We start from the raw sequence: 17,791 nt of genomic DNA, 5'->3' as shown, positions 1-17,791 counted from the left end.
GCAAGAGTCAGCCAAGCCTCTGCGGGCATGGTAAGGCTGCGCGGCCATGGTAAGATGGCCGGCTTCGCGCGCCGAGCGCTAGGTTCTGGCGCCGGCCAATCAGACTGTTTTTATCGCGTCCAGATTCGAATTCATGACGAATCTGGCGCCGTGTATCCGGAACCCGACAATGCAACCGATCGCTCAACTGGAAGGTCAGTTCACCGATGTCGATGGCCGTTACGCCATCGTCGTCGGCCGTTTCAATCATCATGTCGTCGACAGCCTCGTGGAAGGCGCCGTCGACAGTCTGACGCGGCACGGCGTCAGTGAAGAGAACATCGAGCTGATCCATGTCCCCGGCGCCTGGGAACTGCCGTTGGCGGTCAAGCGCGTACTGCAGGTGTCCTGCCCCGATGCCGTCATCGCGCTGGGTGCGGTGATTCGTGGCGGCACGCCACATTTCGAGTACGTCGCCGGAAACTGCAATTCGTCGTTGAGCAGTCTGCAGCTGGCGTTCGATACACCGATCGCCAACGGCGTGCTGACGGTCAACTCGATCGACCAGGCCATCGAACGTGCTGGCACCAAAGCGGGCAACAAGGGCACCGAAGCGGCCATGGCGGCAATGGAAATGGTATCGCTGTTCAAGCGACTGGGAGGCGAGGCATGAGTTCACCGACACGACAGCCGACGCCGGCTCAGGAGTCGCGCCGCGCGGCTCGCGAACTGGCCGTCCAGGGTCTCTATCAGTGGCAGATGACCGGCAAGTCGATCACTGCCGTCGAGGCCGAATTCCGCTCCCAGATCGCCGATGACGATCTCGAGGATCACGAAAACTGGCACAAGGTGATGGAGATTGCCGACAAGGCGCTCTTCCATGATCTGCTTCACAACACCGCCAGTCAGCGCGCCGAACTGGATGCCGCCATCGCACCGTTGCTCGATCGGCGTCTGGAGGATCTCGATCGGATCGAGCTGGCGATTCTGCGGCTCGGCACCTACGAACTCTCTCACCGCCCCGAAGTTCCCTACCGGGCCGTCATCAACGAAGGCGTCGAGCTGGCCAAGATATTCGGCGCCACCGATGGCCACAAATACGTCAACGGCATCCTCGATAAGCTCGCCTCGCGGCTGCGGGGCGCCGAGGTCGCTGCTCGCCGTCGTTGACATGGATCGCGTCTCGTTGAGCGAGTTCGAGCTGATCGCTCGCTATCTGTCGCGGCCTGCGGCCGCCGAGCGGGGCGATGTCGTCGTCGGCAATGGCGATGACTGTGCCGTGCTCGCGCCGTCTCCCGGCCATCAGCTGGCGATCAGCGTCGACACCTCCGTCGTCGATGTCCATTTTCCCCACGACGCGCCGCCGGCGGCCATCGGCCATCGGTCGCTGGCCGTCGCCCTGAGCGATCTCGCGGCGATGGGCGCCAGAGCGCGCTGGTGTTGCATGGCGCTGACGCTGCCGGCGGCCGACACCGAGTGGCTCGCGGCTTTCGCCGAAGGTTTCCGGGCGCTGGCTGCCCGCAGCGGCTGCGAGCTGATCGGCGGCGACGTGACCCGCGGTCCGCTGACGATCGGCGTCACGGTCCACGGCGAGCTGCCGGCCGGCCAGGCGTTGCGGCGAAGTGGCGCGCGTAAAGGGGATCTGATCGCCGTGACCGGTTATCCCGGCCGCGCCGTCGCCGGGCTTGCCCGCTGGCAGCGCGGCGAGCGCGAGTCGGGGCACCCGTTGCTCGAGGCCTATCTGCGTCCGGAGCCTCGCCTGGCCGCGGGGGAGGCGCTGCGCGGCCTGGCCAGTAGCGCCATCGACATCTCGGACGGTCTGCTGTCGGATCTTCGGCACGTGCTGATGGCCTCGGGGCTGGGAGCCAGGATCGATATCGACGCATTGCCGCTGGCCACACCACTGCGTGCCTCACTCGATCTGGACGAGGTTCGGGAACAGGTGCTCAATGGCGGCGATGATTACGAACTGCTGGTGACGCTGGCGGCGTCGGATCTTGCCGAGGCCCAGCGTCGCCTGGCGCCGCTCCATCTGCCGTTGACGCCCATCGGGCGAATCATCGAAGGCGAGGGCATCGAGGGAGTTCCGCCGCGTCATCTCGGACGCAGCGGGTGGGACCATTTTCCGGAGATCGCCTCATGAATCGGGCGCCCGCGAGTGTATGGCGTCGACCGACGCATTTCCTGGCCTTCGGGCTGGGCAGTGGTGCGGTGCCGTTTGCGCCCGGAACCTTCGGCACTCTGGCGGCGATTCCGTTCTACTGGCTGTTGTCGGGACTGCCGCTGACCATCTACATGGGCGTGATGGGCGTGGCCACGCTGGTCGGCATCTGGCTCTGCGAGACGACGTCCCGCGACCTCGGCGTCCACGACCACTCGGGGATCGTCTGGGATGAATTCGTCGGCTATTGGCTGACCATGGCGGCCGTGCCGTTTTCCTGGGAAGCCGCGCTGTGGGGTTTCGTGGTGTTTCGTATCTTCGACATCCTCAAGCCGTGGCCGATTCGCTGGGTCGACCGTCGGGTTGCCGGCGGTATCGGCATCATGTTCGACGATATTCTCGCCGGCGTGTATGCCTGGAGCACGATGCACCTGTGGTTCTGGTTGCACTGAACGCATGCTGGCGTCGTTTGAAGACGCCCGTCAAAAAAATGATTGTCGAGGGATCAGAGAATGCGCAAGTGGGTTGGCGTGGTCGGCGGGATCGTGATTGTCGCAGCGGCGGGTTATCTCGGCGCTCAAGCCTATTCGAGCCAGCGCTTCGACAGCGAGATCGACGATCTGGTCTCGCGACTCGATGCCAGCCCCGATTGGCAGGTATCGCGTGATGATGTCGACAGCGGCTGGTTCCATTCCAGCGGTCGCATCGAAGCGCGCTATCTGGAGGCGGCTCAGAATACCGATCCCGTCGTCGTCGAAGTCCCTTACGAAGCGAGTCACGGCCTGCTCGAAACGACGCTGAACGGCGAGGTCCAGATCCGAGGCAGCGAGGGCGAAGCGCTGTTCGGAGAAGTGATCGAAAGCGAAGGCCCGGTGACCTGGACCGGACGTTTCCTGACCCGCGAGCAGAAGTTGCAAGCCCATTTTATGCTGCCGAGCTTCTCCCAGACCGTCAGCGTGCCGGCGCAGCAAGTCGCCGGAGAGACGACCGCTCCGCGCGACATGCAGCTGGATTTCGCCGGGCTGACGCTCGATCTCGAGCAGGTAGACGACAAGGTGACCTTCAACGGCGAGGCGCCACGCCTGCAGATGGCCGACGATCAGGCCGATATTCTGGTCGAGGGAACCTCGCTCTCCGGCACGTTCGAGGGCAACGAGAAAGCTTTCCATCAGGCGATGTCGCTGACCATCCCCACCACCACCGTCACGCCCAATGGCAACCCCGCGGTGGTTTCCAAGGATGTCAGTTATGCAGTGGAAGCCACGCTCGATGCCGAGCAACTGGCGATGCAGCTGCAGATGAAGATGGGCGAGACGCGAGTGCAGGATCAGTCGGTCTTCGACGGCGGCTTTGCGTTGACGCTGGATCACGTCGATGGCGATGCCTATCGCTCGCTGGTGGCCGCGCTGGACGAGCATCTGACCGATATCCAGAGCGCCATCGACGCCGACGACGATCAGCAGCTCCAGTCGGCGCTGCAGCCGCTGCGGCCATCGATCAAGGCGGTGCTGGCAGGATCGCCGCACCTCTCGCTGGATAGCCTGACCGCCAACAGCCCGGTGCTGGGAATGAAGATGCGGGGCAGCGGCGAGCTCGGCATCGACGGTAACGGCATCGAGAGCTGGGATCTCGATACGATGAACGTCGAAACGCTACAGCGCGTACTCCTGCCGCGGCTGGAAGGACGCCTCACCCTCGAAGGCGCGCCGGCAATGATGCTGATGGCACTGGGTCTGCCGATGAGTCGCGATCCGTTGCAGGTCGAACTGGCGGATGGTGTGCTCCAACTCAACGGCCAACGGATGCCGTTGCTGCCGCCGACGTCCGCGTCAGAGTGACGACTGCGCCATCTCAACCGGGCCGAGCCGCCGCGTTCGGCCCGTCGATTTATTCCCCGATCCCGCGCTCACGACTTGAACTCCGGCCTCGGTGCCCGCATCCCTAGGTCATTCGGCCAGCACTGGCCACGAACTCAGGGTGAATAATGAGCGATCATAATCGGGATTCCGCGGACGACTTCGACACCGTCCAGAACGCGTTCGAGACTCACCGTCACTCGTCCGAGGCCGGTCAGGATTCGTCCGATGGCCAGAATTCCGCCGACCACGATCAACACGCGTCACAGTCGACCAGTGGTGCCGTCGTTCCCTCAGGCGATTCTCTGCCGGAGCGGATCTATCTTCTCCCCATCCACAATCGACCTTTTTTCCCGGCCCAGGTACAGCCGCTGATCATTCAGCGTCAGCGCTGGGAAGAGACCATGAAACGCGTCGGCAACACGCCCCACCACATGGTGGGAGTGGCGTTCGTGGGCGACGTGAGCATGGAAGCGCTGAGTCCGGACAGTTTTCCCGAGATCGGGACGGCGGTGAAGGTGCATCGTCACCAGAGCGAAGAGCAGCAGATCCAGTTCATCGCCCAGGGCGTACGGCGTTTCCGCATTCACCGCTGGCTGTCGAAGACGCCGCCGTATCTGGTCGAGGTCTCCTACCCGCGGGAGCCGGTCGATGCCGAGGCCGAGGAAGCTCGCGCCTATGCGATGTCGCTGATCAACGGCATCAAGGAACTGCTGCCGATCAACCCGCTTTACGGCGAGGAGCTGAAAAGCTATCTCAACCGGTTCAGCCCGCATGAGCCGGGCCCGCTGACCGATTTCGCCGCGGCCATTACCTCGGCCAAGGGGCGCGAGCTGCAGAGCGTTCTCGAGACGTTGCCGATCATGGATCGGATGCAGAAGGTGTTGCCGCTGCTGCGCAAGGAGATCGAGGTCGCGCAGCTGCAGAACCAGATCAGCGAGCAGGTCAATTCGCAAATGCAGGAGCGCCAGCGCGAGTTTTTCCTGCGTGAGCAGCTCAAGGTGATCCAGAAAGAACTGGGTATATCGAAAGACGATCGCGAGAGCGATGTCGATACCTTTCGCGACCGGCTCGAAAGCCTGCAGGTGCCGGAGCGGGTACAGGGCCGAATCGACGACGAACTCGGCAAGCTGTCGGTGCTGGAGACAGGCTCGCCAGAATATGGCACCACGCGCAACTATCTCGACTGGCTGACCTCGCTGCCCTGGGGCATCACTTCCGAGGATCAGCTCGACCTCAAGCGCGCCCGAGGCGTGCTCGATCGAGATCACGACGGTCTCGGCGACGTCAAGGAACGGATCATCGAGTTCCTGGCCGAAGGGTCGTTCAAGGGCGACGTGGGCGGTTCGATCGTGCTGCTCGTCGGCCCGCCGGGGGTGGGCAAGACTTCGGTCGGGCGCTCGATTGCCGATGCCCTGGGCCGCAAGTTCTATCGCTTCTCGGTCGGTGGCATGCGCGACGAAGCCGAGATCAAGGGCCATCGCCGGACCTATATCGGCGCCATGCCGGGCAAGCTGGTGCAGGCGCTCAAGGAGGTCGAGGTCGAGAATCCGGTGATCATGCTCGACGAGATCGACAAGATGGGCCAGTCGTTTCAGGGCGACCCGGCCTCGGCGCTGCTCGAGGTGCTGGATCCCGAGCAGAACGTCGATTTCCTCGATCACTATCTCGACGTACGCCTGGATCTCTCCAAGGTGCTGTTCGTGTGTACGGCCAACCAGCTCGACACCATTCCACCGGCGCTGCTCGACCGCATGGAGCAGATCCGGCTCTCCGGCTACATCGCCGAGGAAAAGGTCGCGATCGCCAAGCATCACCTGTGGCCGAAGCTGTTGAAGCGGGACCGCATTCCCAAGAAGCGCATCAATCTGACGGACGCGGCGCTGAAGCAGGTGATCGAGGGCTATGCGCGTGAGGCCGGCGTGCGTCAGCTGGAGAAACAGCTGCATCGAATCGTGCGCAAGGCGGCGGTCAAGATGCTCGAGCAGCATCAGGAGACGGTCAAGGTTTCGGTCAACAACCTGGAAGAGTTCCTTGGCGCCCCCTTGTTCCGCAAGGAGAAAGTGCTCAAGGGCGTGGGCGTGGTCACCGGATTGGCCTGGACGGCGATGGGCGGAGCGACCTTGCCGATCGAGGCTACCAAGGTCCATGCGCTGACCCGCGGCTTCAAGCTGACCGGCAAGCTGGGCGAGGTGATGCAGGAGTCCGCCAATATCGCCTACAGCTACACGCTGGGGCATCTGGGCGAGTACGGTGCCGATGCGGATTTCTTCAACGAGGCTTTCGTCCACCTCCACGTGCCGGAAGGCGCGACGCCGAAGGACGGGCCCTCGGCAGGCGTCACCATGACAACCGCCCTGATGTCGCTGGCGAAAAGCCAGAACATCGATCGGCCGCTGGCAATGACCGGCGAACTGACGCTGACCGGGCAGGTGCTACCGGTCGGGGGTATTCGCGAGAAGGTGATCGCCGCACGTCGCAGCGAGATCTTCGAGCTGATCCTGCCGGAGGCCAATCAGCGCGACTACAATGAGTTGCCGGACTACCTCAAGGCGGGAATGACCGTGCATTTCGCCCAGGTCTATCGGGATGTTGCCAAGGTCGTGTTCGGCCGCTGAGACGCCCAGCTCTTGCATCATGTTACGCTGATGGACGAGGCCGGCGTGACGATCGGCATGACATGAGGAGAAAGGTGTGTTCAATAGCGAGAAACGGCGGCGGTCGCGTTATGTGATCACGGCGATCTGGGGGTTACTGGCCATGGTACTGTTGAGTGCCTGCAGTTATCACCCGGCGCGGATCGACCCGGAACCGCCGGTCATCATCGGCGATGGCGATCATCGCCACGGCGATGGTGACTTCTGCCCGCCGGGGCAAGCAAAAAAGGGTAACTGCTGAACCCCTGCGGTTCGCGAAACCCGAGCGGCAGCGCACTTGCGCTGCCGCTTTTTTGGATCGGATAATCGGTACTCGCCGACATCGGAATACTGACCCTCATGACTCCCGAAAGCGCTGCCACCTATCTGCTGGCGATTTTTCTGTTCGCCATCACTCCCGGTCCGGGGGTGTTCGCCCTGATCGCTACCGGCATGAATGCCGGCTTCCGAGGGTGTCTGTCACTGACAGTCGGCATGACGCTCAGTGACGTGCTCTACCTGCTGCTTGCCACCTTCGGTCTGGCGACCCTCGCCGAGCACTGGGGGGAAGTCTTCGGGGTTATCCGGGTGTTGGGTGCGCTCTACCTGTTCTACCTGGGTTGGAAACTGTGGACGAGCCCGACCCAGGACGAGGAAATGCCAGCGACTGGCGCCAACGGCGGAGCGCTTGCTGGCGTGACGCAGGGTTTTCTGATCTCCGCGTCCAATCCCAAGGTGATCCTGTTCTACATCGCTTTCCTGCCCACGTTCGTCGATCTGGATCGGCTCGGGGGCGCTTCCTTGACGCTACTGGTAGCGCTGACCGTCGTCGGCCTGATGAGTGGGCTCTGCCTGGTCGCGGCCGGTGCGGCGCGGACACGGCGGATCTTTCGCTCGTCCCGCGCCCAGCGGCGCCTGAATCGGGGCGCCGGATCGCTGATGATCGGCGCCGGTGCGCTGCTGATCGCCAAGAGCTGAACGAAGGGAACCGCATGGCCCGCCGTCGCCGGGCTCACGCTTGCCGGTTGCGGGGCTTGCGGCTGACCAGGGCGACGCCGGCGGCAGCGATCGCCATGCCAAGCCAGGAGACCGCGGGCATGGGTTCATCGATCAGCCACCAGGAAAACAGCGCCGCGCACGGCGGTACCAGATAGAAGAGCGCCGACACTCGCGAAGCCTCGCCGCGACGGATCATCGCCAGCAGCAGCGATATCGCGATCAGCGAGTTGCCGATGACCAGGTAAGCCAGCGAGCCGACGAGGGCACCGTCCCAGTCGAGCGTGAAGTGGCCGAACAGCACGATCAGCGGCAGCGTGGTGAGCAAGCCGGTGAAGTACTGAATCAGATTGGCACTGACGGGATGCAGCGGCTGGCCGAAGCGCTTTTCGTAGAGCGTCGCACCGCTCATGCCGAGCAGGGCGGCGATGGTCAACAACAAGCCGCCCGTGGTTATCCCCTCCACCGTCGACCGGCCCAGAATCACCACTACGGCGCCGACGAAGCCCAGCCCGAAGCCGAGCCAGCGCCGCGTACCGATGGTTTCTCCGACCATCGCCGGGGCGGCGAGCGCGACCAGGATTGGCTGCAGTGACACCACCAGCGCCACGACGCCGGCGGAGCTGCCGAGCGCAAAGGCGCTGTAGCAGCAGCCGAAGTAGACGGTCTGGATCAGGAACCCGACCACGGCCTGATGGCCCCAGGCGCTGAGCCGGGTCGGCATCGGCGGGCGTAGCCACAGCCAGACCGGCAGCATGATCGCCAGCACGAGCACGAATCGCAGACCCAGGAAAAGCAGCGGGTCCACTTGCTGGGTGCCGATCTTGGCAACCGGAAACCCCAGCGACCACAGCAACAGGAAAAGCCCGGGGGCCGCAGTGAGCCAAAGGGGTGGCCGCTCGCGAGCGGAGGTCGCCGCGGCGGAGGAGGAATCAGACATGTCGATCCGTGATTGTGATTATCGAGAGTGCCCTTGGTGGCAAGCGCGGTCGAGCATCGAGATTGCTCTCCATCGTCTGCAATTTCCAGTGAGTCGCGGGCTTCCCTTCCGCTCGGCGTTCATCCGTCTCGATTGACCGACAGGCCACCCCAGGACTGGCACACCGGCATGATCTCGAGGCGGTTGATGTTGAGATGCGGCGGTAACGTCGCGGCCAGGAAGACCTGTTCGGCGACATCCTCCGGCTGGATCGGCTCCACGCCGCCATAGAGCTTGTCGTGAGCGCTCTGATCCCCTTTCATTCGCACCAGCGTGAATTCGGTTTCCGACATGCCGGGGGCGATGTCGGTGACGCGAACCCCTGTGCCTCTGAGATCGCAGCGCAAGTTGTAGGAAAACTGATTGACGAACGCCTTGGACGCGCCATAGACGTGGCTGCCCGGGTAGGGCCACAGCGCGGCGGTGGAGCTGATGTTGATGATGGCGGCACCGCGACCGACCCTGATCAGTGTCGACAGCAGCGTCCGCGTCACATTGACCAGCCCGGTGATATTGGTGTCGATGACGGTTTGCCAATCGTCCAGGTTGGCTTCCTGGGCCGGGCCGGCGCCCAGCGCCAGACCGGCATTGTTGACCAGTACCTTGACCGCCTCGAAGGCAGCAGGCAATTCGTCGATCACCCGGGCAACGGCTTCACGGTCTCGGACATCCAGCGTGGCGACATGAACCGGGACCTTGCCCTCGAGCTGCTGTTTGACCGCGTCCAGACGCTCCTGACGCCGGCCGCTGAGTACCAGAGCCCATCCAGCCTCGGCAAAGCGATGGGCGCAGGCGCGCCCGAATCCGGATGTGGCACCGGTGATGAACGCGACGGGGGGATTGTGGCTCATGCTGACTCCTGATCCGGAAAAAGTGAAGGATGTCGACGCCGAACGAAGACATGACGGGATGATCGGGCCAGGTCGGTTCGCCTTTATCAGGTTAGCGCATTCCCGATCGGAAATACCGAGGTTGGAAGATGACTACCGTGTCGCTCATTGGCGACAGGGGTGGCGGCTTTGTGTAAAACCCGGTGATTGCCGATACGCATTGATGAATGTTGTTGCCGTCTGATTACGTTTTGGCGACGATATCCCATCGTTCGCGCTGATCCTCGCGGCTCGGCCAACTCCCAAGGCATCACGTTTCTCATAAACCCTTACGATCTTCGAACTGGCCGCACTCTTCTCGGCGTTTTATCAGCCACGGTATCAACCACTCGGGGATGGCTTCTCGAAGTCCTGTCTGCAGATCGGATCGACGGATGTCGTCTGGCGGTGTGAAAGGAGGTGGCGATGTCCACTATCAAGCGGCAGCGTTATTACGGGCTGGAGTGGCTTCGGTTTCTCATGGCGCTGTGGATGGTCGCCTACCATTTCGGGGGCATCTACAGCGACATGCCCGATATGCTGAGAGGCGTCATCGGCATGGGCTTTTTCGCCACCAGCACGTTTTTCATGCTATCCGGGTTCCTGCTCGCTCACGTGGCGCTGGATCACGCCGGCGAGATGAAAATGTACGGGCCGGCGTTCGTCGCCAGACGATTGTGCAATCTCTACCCGATTCACGTGATGACCATGCTGTTATCGATCGGGCTGCTGTTGCTGCAATATCCGATTCGGCCCGAAGGGGTCTACGTCTACTTCAACACTCACCCGTACTACCCGCTGAGCGACGAAGCGCGCGCGGCATTTGCGGAACGTATCTCGTGGCCGAGTGCGCTGGGGCATATCGCGCTGCAGTTGACATTGCTACAGGCCTGGGAGCCTCGCTTTCTGTGGTTGAACGGTGCGTCCTGGTCGATTTCGGCGTTACTTTTCTTCTATGCCTGCTTTCCCTGGTTGGCCCCGCGACTGATGCGGCTCCAGCGTTGGGGGCTGGTGCTATTGGGTGTCTGGGGACTCTATGCGCTGGGTCCGCTGGTGGCGACGCTGGCAGGCTCGTTCGACTACGTGACGGTCGGCGTCCTGCATCGTAACCCGTTATTCCGGTTGCCCGAGTTCCTGACGGGCATCCTGCTCTACCGCGCCTGGCAATCGGAGCGCGTGAGCGAGCTGTTTCGACGTTTTCGCTATCCGCTGCTGGCCGCCGGACTGTGCGGCGTGCCGATCGGTATCTGGCTACTGAAGCTGGATGGTCTGCAGCTTTACTATCTGACCCACAATGGACTGCTGCTGCCGTTCCAGGGACTGGTACTGCTGAGTGTGTGTACGTTTGGCGCCCCTGAGAGCGCGACGATACGCGCCTGGGCCCAGCGCCTAGGAGAATCGGCATTGTGTATCTTTGCCCTGCACACCCCGCTGATCGGGCCGACTGCGAGAGCGACACGCTGGCTTCTACAGCGATGGCACGAAAGCTGGATCGCGGACAGCAGCAACGCGGCGCTCAAGTTCGCGATTCCGCTATGGACGATGGCTTTCCATCTCGCGCTGATCGTCGTTCTGGCGTTGCTAATGCAGCGCTTCGTGGTCGCTCCGATGCGACACTGGATGGAGGCGAGACTACCGTCGGCGTGGCAGCAGCGTCGGCTGCCGTTGGTCATCGCCAAGGCTTGATGGCCGACGCTATCTTTCTGTCTTTCTCTCTCCTCTCACGCTCGGTGCATGTTTCTGTCTCGAGCGCCGATTCCCTCTCTACCTGATGTCCAGGCTAGCTTGACGTTGGCCGTTGGCGTCGCGCTGGCAAGGCGGCGGCGTCGGCCTGCGGATCCTGTGGCGCGCCTCCATCGTTTGGGGTAAATCATTGCCTTGAAGGATGCGATATCCTTGGAAATTCGTGCTTCGCCGGTCGTTCGGCAAAGCGATCGCGAATTCATCTCTAAGGGACGCCGCATGAAGGAATCCATCCGCGTGGGACTGGTCGGCTATGGCATGGCCGGCAAACGATTCCATGCGCCTTTGATCTCCGCCCAGGAAGGGCTTTCGCTGGTGGCCGTGGCGAGCCGGGATGCCGACAAGGTTCATGTCGACTGGCCGAGCGTGCCGGTGGAGCCGACGCCGCAGGCGCTTTTCGCCCGCGATGATATCGATCTGGTCGTGATTCCCACGCCGAATGCGACCCACTATCCGCTGGTCAGCGAGGCACTGGCTGCCGGCAAGCATGTCGTCGTCGACAAGCCGTTTACCGTGACGGCGGACGAAGCCCGCCAGTTGTGCGAGCAGGCCGCCGACGCGAAGCGTTTGCTGTCGGTGTTTCACAACCGGCGCTGGGATGCGGATTTCCTGACCGTGCGTCAACTCATCGATACCCGGTCGCTGGGCCGGATCGTGCATTTCGAGTCGCATTTCGATCGTTACCGGCCGGAAGTCGCGCAGCGTTGGCGTGAAGACCCGGTGCCGGGGGCCGGTGCCTGGTTCGATCTCGGATCCCACCTGCTCGACCAGAGTCTGGTGCTGTTCGGGATGCCGGATGCCATCTCGCTCGATCTCGCCTGTCAGCGCGAAGGAGCCAAAGTCGACGACTACTTTCACGCCGTACTTCGCTACCAGGAGTGCCGCGTGATACTGCATGGCGGTACGCTGGTGTCTGTCCCCGGGCCCCGTTTCACCGTTCACGGGACGCGGGCCAGCTATGTCAAGCACGGTCTCGATCCACAGGAAGACATGCTCAAGCGCGGCGATCGTCTGCCGTCGCCGTACTGGGGGGAAGATTGGCGCCACGGCATGATGACGGTGGGTCAGGTGCGGGAGGGCATTCAGCCCGAGTTGCACGAGGTGGCGACCCTGCCCGGCGACTATCTCGCCTACTATGCCGGGGTACGCGATGCCATTCAGAACGGGGTACCGCTCCCGGTGACGGCGGAAGACGCACTGACAGTCATGCGAATGCTGGAGGCCGGCATTCGAAGCGCCGAGTCGGGGCAGGTCGTCACCCTGTCCTGATGCGGTTCGGCGTCGCCATCAGTCACTGCAATGGATCGAGCCAGCGAATGCGCTGGCTCGAATCGTTTGGGGCACTGGTATCCAGAACGGTCACTTCATGATTGCCTCAGACCGCACCAGGTTGGATGCATCGCCGATTTCCGCAACTTCCTTTCGTGTGTCTTCCGGTGATCGCAGCTCGCCGTTGCGTTTGAGCAGCCACGAGGCGATGGCTGGTGCCATCAGGGCGGAAACCAGTACGCAGGCTGCGACCTGGGTCGTTGCGACGCCGACATAGGATTGGAGCGAAGGATCGGCCGCGGCAGCGATCGCTGGCGTCGCAATGGAATTACCGGCAGTGGTTCCAGCGGCGAAGCCGATGCCGCTACGTGGACCGCGTTTCAGCAGGTATCGATAGCCTAGATAGACTAGTCCTCCGGTAAAAGGGGCGACGATCAAGCCCAGCGCCAGTCCGGTAATGCCTCCATGTAATACATCGGTGAGATTGATGCCGGTGCCGAGCCCGAAGGAGAAAAATGGAATCACCATCTCCGGTACCGGACGCAGAACCTCGGTCCATTTTGGATCGAGGTTGCCCACCAGAATGCCCAGCAATAGCGGAATGATCGCGGCCATGAAGACTTCCAGAGGAATGTCTGCCAGCCCCGATGCTCCGATCAAAATCAGGGTAAAGAACGGACCATCATTGATCGCGCTGGCGATGTAGGCGCCGCGATCACGTTGATCACCGTAGCGTCCGGTAAAGGCGAGCCAGATACCGCCGTTACTGTTATCCATCGCGGCCAGCATGGCCAGAATCGAGATGCCGAACAGGCCGTGCATACCTGTGGTCAAACCGAGCACCGCGATCAGAACACCGGGAATCAGGCTCTTGGTTAAAAGTATGACGCTGGCGGTACCGACAATGGGGCCGGCATTGCGTGGAGTGATCTGCATGCCGGTGGCGAAGATCACCAGGCCCATGAAGGCCATGGCGCCATCCTTGAACAGCGCGGTCGTGAAACTACCGATCTCCAGCGCGGAGGGCGCTAGTGTACCCACGATCGAACCGAGTATCAGCGGCACGATCATCAGGCCGCCGGGGATACGATTGAGTGTGTCGTAGATGGGGATGCGAGATACAGGAGCCGACATGCGATTTTCTCCATGCCTATCATGATCAGACGCCGTCAGCGACGGCGCCCGCTGATTTAAGAGCGAAAAGCCTGGTTGACAAACGGAAGCCCAAATCGCGCACGAAAAGTAGCGGAAGGGCGTTGAATTCAGGTAATGACGCCGATCTGCCAGGGCACGAATTCCTGTTGCCCGTAGCCGTGGCGTTCACTTTGGCTGCGCTCGCCGGAAGCCAATGTCAGAAAGCGCTGGAATATCTGCTCGCCGAGCTGTTCCAGGTTGACGTCGCCGTCGGTCAGGGCGCCGCAGTTGATATCCATATCATCCGACTGATGACGCCACAGCGCGGTGTTGGTCGAAAGCTTCATGGATGGCACCGGTGCGCAGCCGAACGCGCTGCCACGGCCGGTGGTGAACGCGATGAGATTGCAGCCGCTGGCCACCTGCCCAGTGACCGAAACGGGGTCGAATCCGGGAGAATCCATGAAGGCCAGGCCGCGTTCGCGCATCGGCTCGGCGTATTCCAGCACTTCGACCAGCGGCGTGGTGCCAGCCTTGGCCACGGCGCCCAGCGATTTCTCGAGGATCGTGGTCAACCCGCCGACCTTGTTGCCGGCCGAGGGGTTGTTATCTAGCGAGGCACCACGCACGCGGCAGAATTCTTCCCACCAATGAATACGCTCGATCAGCTTGTGGGCGACGGCGGGACTGACTGCCCGACGTGTCAGCAGATGCTCGGCGCCGTAGACTTCCGGTGTCTCGGCGAGCACGGCGCTGCCCCCATGGGCGATCAGCCGGTCGACGGCAACGCCCAATGCCGGATTGGCGGTAATGCCGGAGTAGCCATCGGAGCCGCCGCACTGCAGTGCGACCCGCAGATGTTCGGCCGAGCAGGGCGTGCGTTCGACCTGATTGGCCTCGCCGAGCAGCTGCTTGATGTGCCGTATGCCTTCGGCAATGGCCTTGGTGGTGCCGCCGATCTGCTGGATGGTAAAAGGGTGCAGTTTGGGGCCCGGCTTGAGGCCCTGGGACTCGATCAAGGCATCGATCTGATTGGTTTCGCAGCCCAGGCCGATGACCAGCACGGCGGCGAAATTGGCATGGCGCGCGTATCCGGCCAGCGTGCGCTGCAGCATCTGCAGCGCCTCACCATCCGCTGCCACTGCGCAACCGACGCCGTGGGTCAGGGCGACCACGCCATCCACGTGGGGATAGGGCGCCATTGCTTCGGGGTGAACGTCGCGCCGGAAATGATCGGCGATGGCATGAGCGACCGTTGCCGAACAGTTGACCGAGGTCAAAATGCCGATGTAGTTGCGTGTGGCGACTCGGCCATCCGTGCGTTGGATACCCATGAACGTGGCGGTGGGGGAAATCCGCTCGACGGGCGTTACCTCGCTACCGATGGCATAGTCCTGTTCGTGTCCGGCACCTTCGAGGTCACCAATACTCAGATTGTGAACATGGACATGGTCACCGGGTGCAATGGGCTGTGTGGCGCGGCCGATGATCTGGCCGTAGCGGCGAATCATGTCTCCCGTCCGAAGATCCCGGACGGCGATCTTGTGGGCGGCGGGCACCGCTCCTGTCAGGACGATGCCCGGCAGGACCTCGGTCCCCTTGGGTAGCGGTAAGCGTGCGATGACGACATCATCGCGTTCGTGCAGGCGAATGATCGAGGCGGGTGCCTCGGTGGTATGGTCGATCAGTGCCATGAATCGGCTCCTCGAGCGGCTGGTGCCACTTTGGTCTATGCGACTTTAGACTTAAAGTCGTTTATAATCAGCGGTTTATTAGGATATTGCTGGTAGCCACACCCTATCCGCTCGCTCTGCAATGCACTACTGAGAGTTACTGATCGAGTGATAACGACGGCGCATTCGGCCAAAGTCTTATTTCTAGTCACATCGTGAGCGAGAGGATTCGTCGATGCCCCCGACGCTGGAAACGTTGATGTCGCGCCTGCGATTGCGCCAGCTGCGTCTATTGATGGCGCTCGACGAGTGCGGCTCCATTCACAAGGCCGCCGAGCAGGTGGCTATCTCCCAGCCCGGCGCGACACGCGCGTTGAACGAGATCGAGTCGACGCTGGGGTCGCCACTGTTCCTGCGAAGCGCGCGAGGATTGCAAGCCAACGATCTGGGACGTTGCGTAATTCGCTACGCCAGATTGATTCAGACCGACGTGGCGCATCTGCGCGAGGAGATGATCGGTATACAGCAGGGCTACGGCGGCCATCTGGCGGTGGGCGGCACGATGGGTGCCATCGCCGCGATCGTCGAGACCATCGTCAAGGTTCGTGCCGAGCAGCCGTCGCTGTCGCTGCAGGTCATCGAGGATACGAGCGAAGGGTTGTTGCGTCTGCTCGACCAGGGGCGGATCGATGTCGCGCTGTGTCGTTCCAACTTCGGTCGGCGCCCGGGCGACTACGAATGCCACGGCCACTTTCCCGAGCCGCTGTGGGTGGTCGCCAATCCCGGACACCCGCTGGTCGAGGTCGGGCAGCCCGATTTCACCACGCTGGCCAGACAGGCGTGGATTGTCTATCCCGTCAGCATGCCGCGAATGCTGGAGCAGGAGTTCGTGACCGCCGGTCTATCGCAACCGGTGCAGGCGATCGAGATTTCGTCCACATATGCCATTCTGGCGATGCTGGAGCGAGACAAGGGAGTGTTGGCGCTGCTGCCAGAGCGGATTGCGCGCGAGCAGGTGGAGCGGGGCCATCTGGCTCGGGTGAGCTACTGCTTCAAGACGCGCAATCCCGCTTTCGAGATGCTCTGGCGCCGGGATCGAGAGCTGTCGCCGGTCGCGCGACGATTTATCGAATGCTACGACAGCGAGGAACAATCTGGCGGCAAGATTTGCTAACTGACGAATTGTTGTCTAGGTTTTGTATAGATTGCTCAGGCAAGTCGACGTGACACAAGCAGCATTGGCAATGGCTGCTGGGACCGTGTCGCGAATCAGGATGAATTACGGAGGATTCAAATGAAAAAAGTCAACGCCGCCATTTTTGCCGCACTCATCGCTCTTCCGACGGCAGGCGCCTTTGCTCAGGATCAGGCGCCCAGCGTCAGCCCGGAGACCGGCTCGGCCAACACCCAGTCCGGAGACAACACGACCAAAGCACAGGGTGGTACTGCGGCCGGCGACACTAGCGGTTCGCTCCCGACCGAGAACAACCTGCCCGACACTGACAACGCGCAGACCGGTTCTGCCAATACGCAGCCGGGCAGCCTGAAAGCCGAAGGCGGTACTGCGCAGGATACCTCTGCCGCGAAGGGTGCCATGAAAGACGATATGGAAAACAACCACGGCGTCGACTCCGCGCAGGATGTGAACCCCAACTAAGCAGTTTGAAGTCTCGCGATAGAGGCTCCGAAAACTGGCATTACTGTCGACGATCGCCCCGCTGAGCGGGGCGATCGTCGTTTTTCAAGGCACGAATTCAAAGCGGGAGCTTCGAGGCACGGACTCGAAGCATGGATTCGGAGGGAACATGGTAGGTCTTACCTGGGTGAAAGTGACAAACCTACCACCAGCTTTCCGATTCACGCTCGCTGCGCAGCTTCTCGCGAGCGATGAACAGCGCCGCAATGGCACGACCCTCGTGGAAGTCATCGCGAGCCAATAGCCCGACGATGTCGTCGATGGCATGCGTCTCGACGATCAGCGGTTCGGGCTCGTCGCCTTCCAGGCGTCTTTCGTAGAGATCGCTGGCCAGCATCACCTGGATGCGATGATTCATGTAGTTGGGGGCCAGTGACAGCTCCACCAGTGGTTCGATGCGGTTGGCCCCATAGCCGCACTCTTCCATCAGCTCCCGATTCGCTGCCGTGATGATATCTTCGCCGGGATCGACCAGCCCCTTGGGCAGCGTCAGCGTGTATTCGTCGAAGCCCGCCGCGTATTCTCGAATCAGCAGCACGTGATCCGGATCCGGCATCGCCACCAGCATCACCGCACCGCGGCCCTTGCCCTTCAAGCGTTCGAAAGTCCGCTCCGCACCGTTGGCAAAGCGCAGGTCGAGCGATTCGATGGCGAACAGTTCGCTCTGGGCGACATTGCGCCGGGCGAGAATCGCCGGCTTGATCGAGGATTTCGAGGGAGAGTCTGTCGGCACCATGCGGCCTCCGTGCATCGGGCGGGTTGCACTGGGTACAATAATCGACGCTTGTCCTCGTGGGAAA

At 62.2% G+C, this 17,791-nt stretch carries 17 protein-coding genes; 12 read left to right on the top strand and 5 right to left on the bottom strand.

Annotated elements, in window-relative coordinates:
• Positions 1–169: 169 nt before the first annotated feature.
• The 8 genes from ribE (at position 170) to DOM36_RS17230 (ending at position 7,610) form a co-directional block, all read left to right on the top strand.
• Positions 170–652 carry a 6,7-dimethyl-8-ribityllumazine synthase gene (ribE, locus tag DOM36_RS17265; protein WP_110643820.1) on the top strand — a complete coding sequence of 161 codons (483 nt, stop codon included), beginning with the start codon at positions 170–172 and terminating at the stop codon, positions 650–652.
• Complete coding sequence (gene nusB, locus DOM36_RS17260) at positions 649–1,149, top strand: transcription antitermination factor NusB (protein ID WP_075571224.1); 501 nt, start codon at positions 649–651, stop codon at positions 1,147–1,149. Before ribE ends, nusB begins: the two co-directional genes overlap by 4 nt.
• Before the next feature lie 16 nt (positions 1,150–1,165).
• Positions 1,166–2,122, top strand: coding sequence for a thiamine-phosphate kinase (gene thiL / locus DOM36_RS17255; RefSeq protein WP_232823905.1), 957 nt, complete (start codon positions 1,166–1,168; stop codon positions 2,120–2,122).
• Complete coding sequence (locus tag DOM36_RS17250; RefSeq protein ID WP_075571222.1) at positions 2,119–2,592, top strand: phosphatidylglycerophosphatase A; 474 nt, start codon at positions 2,119–2,121, stop codon at positions 2,590–2,592. Before thiL ends, DOM36_RS17250 begins: the two co-directional genes overlap by 4 nt.
• Before the next feature lie 60 nt (positions 2,593–2,652).
• A complete protein-coding gene (locus tag DOM36_RS17245) occupies positions 2,653–3,978 on the top strand; it encodes a DUF945 family protein (RefSeq protein WP_110643818.1) in 1,326 nt (441 codons plus the stop codon).
• 146 nt (positions 3,979–4,124) lie between these two features.
• Complete coding sequence (gene lon / locus DOM36_RS17240; protein ID WP_110643817.1) at positions 4,125–6,614, top strand: endopeptidase La; 2,490 nt, start codon at positions 4,125–4,127, stop codon at positions 6,612–6,614.
• A 76-nt stretch (positions 6,615–6,690) separates the two neighbouring features.
• Positions 6,691–6,894 carry a hypothetical protein gene (locus DOM36_RS17235; RefSeq protein WP_110643816.1) on the top strand — a complete coding sequence of 68 codons (204 nt, stop codon included), beginning with the start codon at positions 6,691–6,693 and terminating at the stop codon, positions 6,892–6,894.
• A 98-nt stretch (positions 6,895–6,992) separates the two neighbouring features.
• Positions 6,993–7,610, top strand: a complete 618-nt coding sequence (locus DOM36_RS17230) for a LysE family translocator (protein ID WP_110643815.1) — start codon at positions 6,993–6,995, stop codon at positions 7,608–7,610.
• A gap of 34 nt (positions 7,611–7,644) precedes the next feature.
• On the opposite strand, the gene DOM36_RS17225 is transcribed toward DOM36_RS17230, so the two are convergent.
• Together DOM36_RS17225 and DOM36_RS17220 are read right to left on the bottom strand one after the other, a co-directional pair.
• Complete coding sequence (locus tag DOM36_RS17225) at positions 7,645–8,568, bottom strand: DMT family transporter (protein ID WP_110643814.1); 924 nt, start codon at positions 8,566–8,568, stop codon at positions 7,645–7,647.
• A gap of 119 nt (positions 8,569–8,687) precedes the next feature.
• Positions 8,688–9,458, bottom strand: coding sequence for an SDR family NAD(P)-dependent oxidoreductase (locus DOM36_RS17220; protein ID WP_110643813.1), 771 nt, complete (start codon positions 9,456–9,458; stop codon positions 8,688–8,690).
• Between the two features lie 444 nt (positions 9,459–9,902).
• On the opposite strand from DOM36_RS17220, the gene DOM36_RS17215 reads away from it, so the two are divergent.
• The gene (locus tag DOM36_RS17215) at positions 9,903–11,162 is read left to right on the top strand and encodes an acyltransferase (RefSeq protein WP_075571215.1); all 1,260 of its coding nucleotides are present in this window, start codon (positions 9,903–9,905) and stop codon (positions 11,160–11,162) included.
• 276 nt (positions 11,163–11,438) lie between these two features.
• Positions 11,439–12,488, top strand: coding sequence for an oxidoreductase (locus tag DOM36_RS17210; RefSeq protein WP_110643864.1), 1,050 nt, complete (start codon positions 11,439–11,441; stop codon positions 12,486–12,488).
• Positions 12,489–12,578: 90 nt separating this feature from the next.
• Here the strand turns inward: DOM36_RS17210 and DOM36_RS17205 are convergent, their stop codons facing one another.
• Positions 12,579–13,622, bottom strand: coding sequence for a 2-keto-3-deoxygluconate permease (locus tag DOM36_RS17205; protein WP_110643812.1), 1,044 nt, complete (start codon positions 13,620–13,622; stop codon positions 12,579–12,581).
• Between the two features lie 128 nt (positions 13,623–13,750).
• Complete coding sequence (locus tag DOM36_RS17200; RefSeq protein ID WP_110643811.1) at positions 13,751–15,316, bottom strand: altronate dehydratase family protein; 1,566 nt, start codon at positions 15,314–15,316, stop codon at positions 13,751–13,753.
• Positions 15,317–15,530: 214 nt separating this feature from the next.
• Here DOM36_RS17200 and DOM36_RS17195 point away from each other — a divergent pair, with 214 nt between their 5' ends.
• Both DOM36_RS17195 and DOM36_RS17190 read left to right on the top strand, forming a co-directional pair.
• A complete protein-coding gene (locus DOM36_RS17195) occupies positions 15,531–16,469 on the top strand; it encodes a LysR family transcriptional regulator (RefSeq protein WP_198651316.1) in 939 nt (312 codons plus the stop codon).
• A gap of 120 nt (positions 16,470–16,589) precedes the next feature.
• Positions 16,590–16,952 (top strand): hypothetical protein, encoded by a 363-nt coding sequence (locus DOM36_RS17190; RefSeq protein WP_110643810.1) that lies wholly within the window; start codon positions 16,590–16,592, stop codon positions 16,950–16,952.
• Positions 16,953–17,133: 181 nt separating this feature from the next.
• Here the strand turns inward: DOM36_RS17190 and nudE are convergent, their stop codons facing one another.
• Positions 17,134–17,727 (bottom strand): ADP compounds hydrolase NudE, encoded by a 594-nt coding sequence (gene nudE, locus DOM36_RS17185; RefSeq protein ID WP_075571210.1) that lies wholly within the window; start codon positions 17,725–17,727, stop codon positions 17,134–17,136.
• Between the last annotated feature and the right edge of the window lie 64 nt (positions 17,728–17,791).

Origin of the sequence: Salinicola sp. CPA57, assembly GCF_003206035.1 — a bacterium.
In the GTDB taxonomy this organism is placed as follows: Bacteria; Pseudomonadota; Gammaproteobacteria; order Pseudomonadales; family Halomonadaceae; genus Salinicola; species Salinicola socius.
Note: the sequence above shows the minus strand (reverse complement) of the source record. Positions and strands in the feature narration are given on the sequence as shown.

Excerpts from the sequence above, each read along its gene's own strand:
- lon (WP_110643817.1), top strand. The coding sequence starts at position 4,125 with ATGAGCGATCATAATCGGGATTCCGCGGACGACTTCGACACCGTCCAG.
- DOM36_RS17250 (WP_075571222.1), top strand. The coding sequence starts at position 2,119 with ATGAATCGGGCGCCCGCGAGTGTATGGCGTCGACCGACGCATTTCCTG.
- DOM36_RS17205 (WP_110643812.1), bottom strand. The coding sequence starts at position 13,622 with ATGTCGGCTCCTGTATCTCGCATCCCCATCTACGACACACTCAATCGT.
- DOM36_RS17215 (WP_075571215.1), top strand. The coding sequence starts at position 9,903 with ATGTCCACTATCAAGCGGCAGCGTTATTACGGGCTGGAGTGGCTTCGG.
- DOM36_RS17220 (WP_110643813.1), bottom strand. The coding sequence starts at position 9,458 with ATGAGCCACAATCCCCCCGTCGCGTTCATCACCGGTGCCACATCCGGA.
- nudE (WP_075571210.1), bottom strand. The coding sequence starts at position 17,727 with ATGGTGCCGACAGACTCTCCCTCGAAATCCTCGATCAAGCCGGCGATT.
- DOM36_RS17210 (WP_110643864.1), top strand. The coding sequence starts at position 11,439 with ATGAAGGAATCCATCCGCGTGGGACTGGTCGGCTATGGCATGGCCGGC.
- DOM36_RS17190 (WP_110643810.1), top strand. The coding sequence starts at position 16,590 with ATGAAAAAAGTCAACGCCGCCATTTTTGCCGCACTCATCGCTCTTCCG.
- DOM36_RS17195 (WP_198651316.1), top strand. The coding sequence starts at position 15,531 with ATGCCCCCGACGCTGGAAACGTTGATGTCGCGCCTGCGATTGCGCCAG.
- DOM36_RS17245 (WP_110643818.1), top strand. The coding sequence starts at position 2,653 with ATGCGCAAGTGGGTTGGCGTGGTCGGCGGGATCGTGATTGTCGCAGCG.
- ribE (WP_110643820.1), top strand. The coding sequence starts at position 170 with ATGCAACCGATCGCTCAACTGGAAGGTCAGTTCACCGATGTCGATGGC.
- DOM36_RS17200 (WP_110643811.1), bottom strand. The coding sequence starts at position 15,316 with ATGGCACTGATCGACCATACCACCGAGGCACCCGCCTCGATCATTCGC.
- DOM36_RS17230 (WP_110643815.1), top strand. The coding sequence starts at position 6,993 with ATGACTCCCGAAAGCGCTGCCACCTATCTGCTGGCGATTTTTCTGTTC.
- DOM36_RS17225 (WP_110643814.1), bottom strand. The coding sequence starts at position 8,568 with ATGTCTGATTCCTCCTCCGCCGCGGCGACCTCCGCTCGCGAGCGGCCA.
- nusB (WP_075571224.1), top strand. The coding sequence starts at position 649 with ATGAGTTCACCGACACGACAGCCGACGCCGGCTCAGGAGTCGCGCCGC.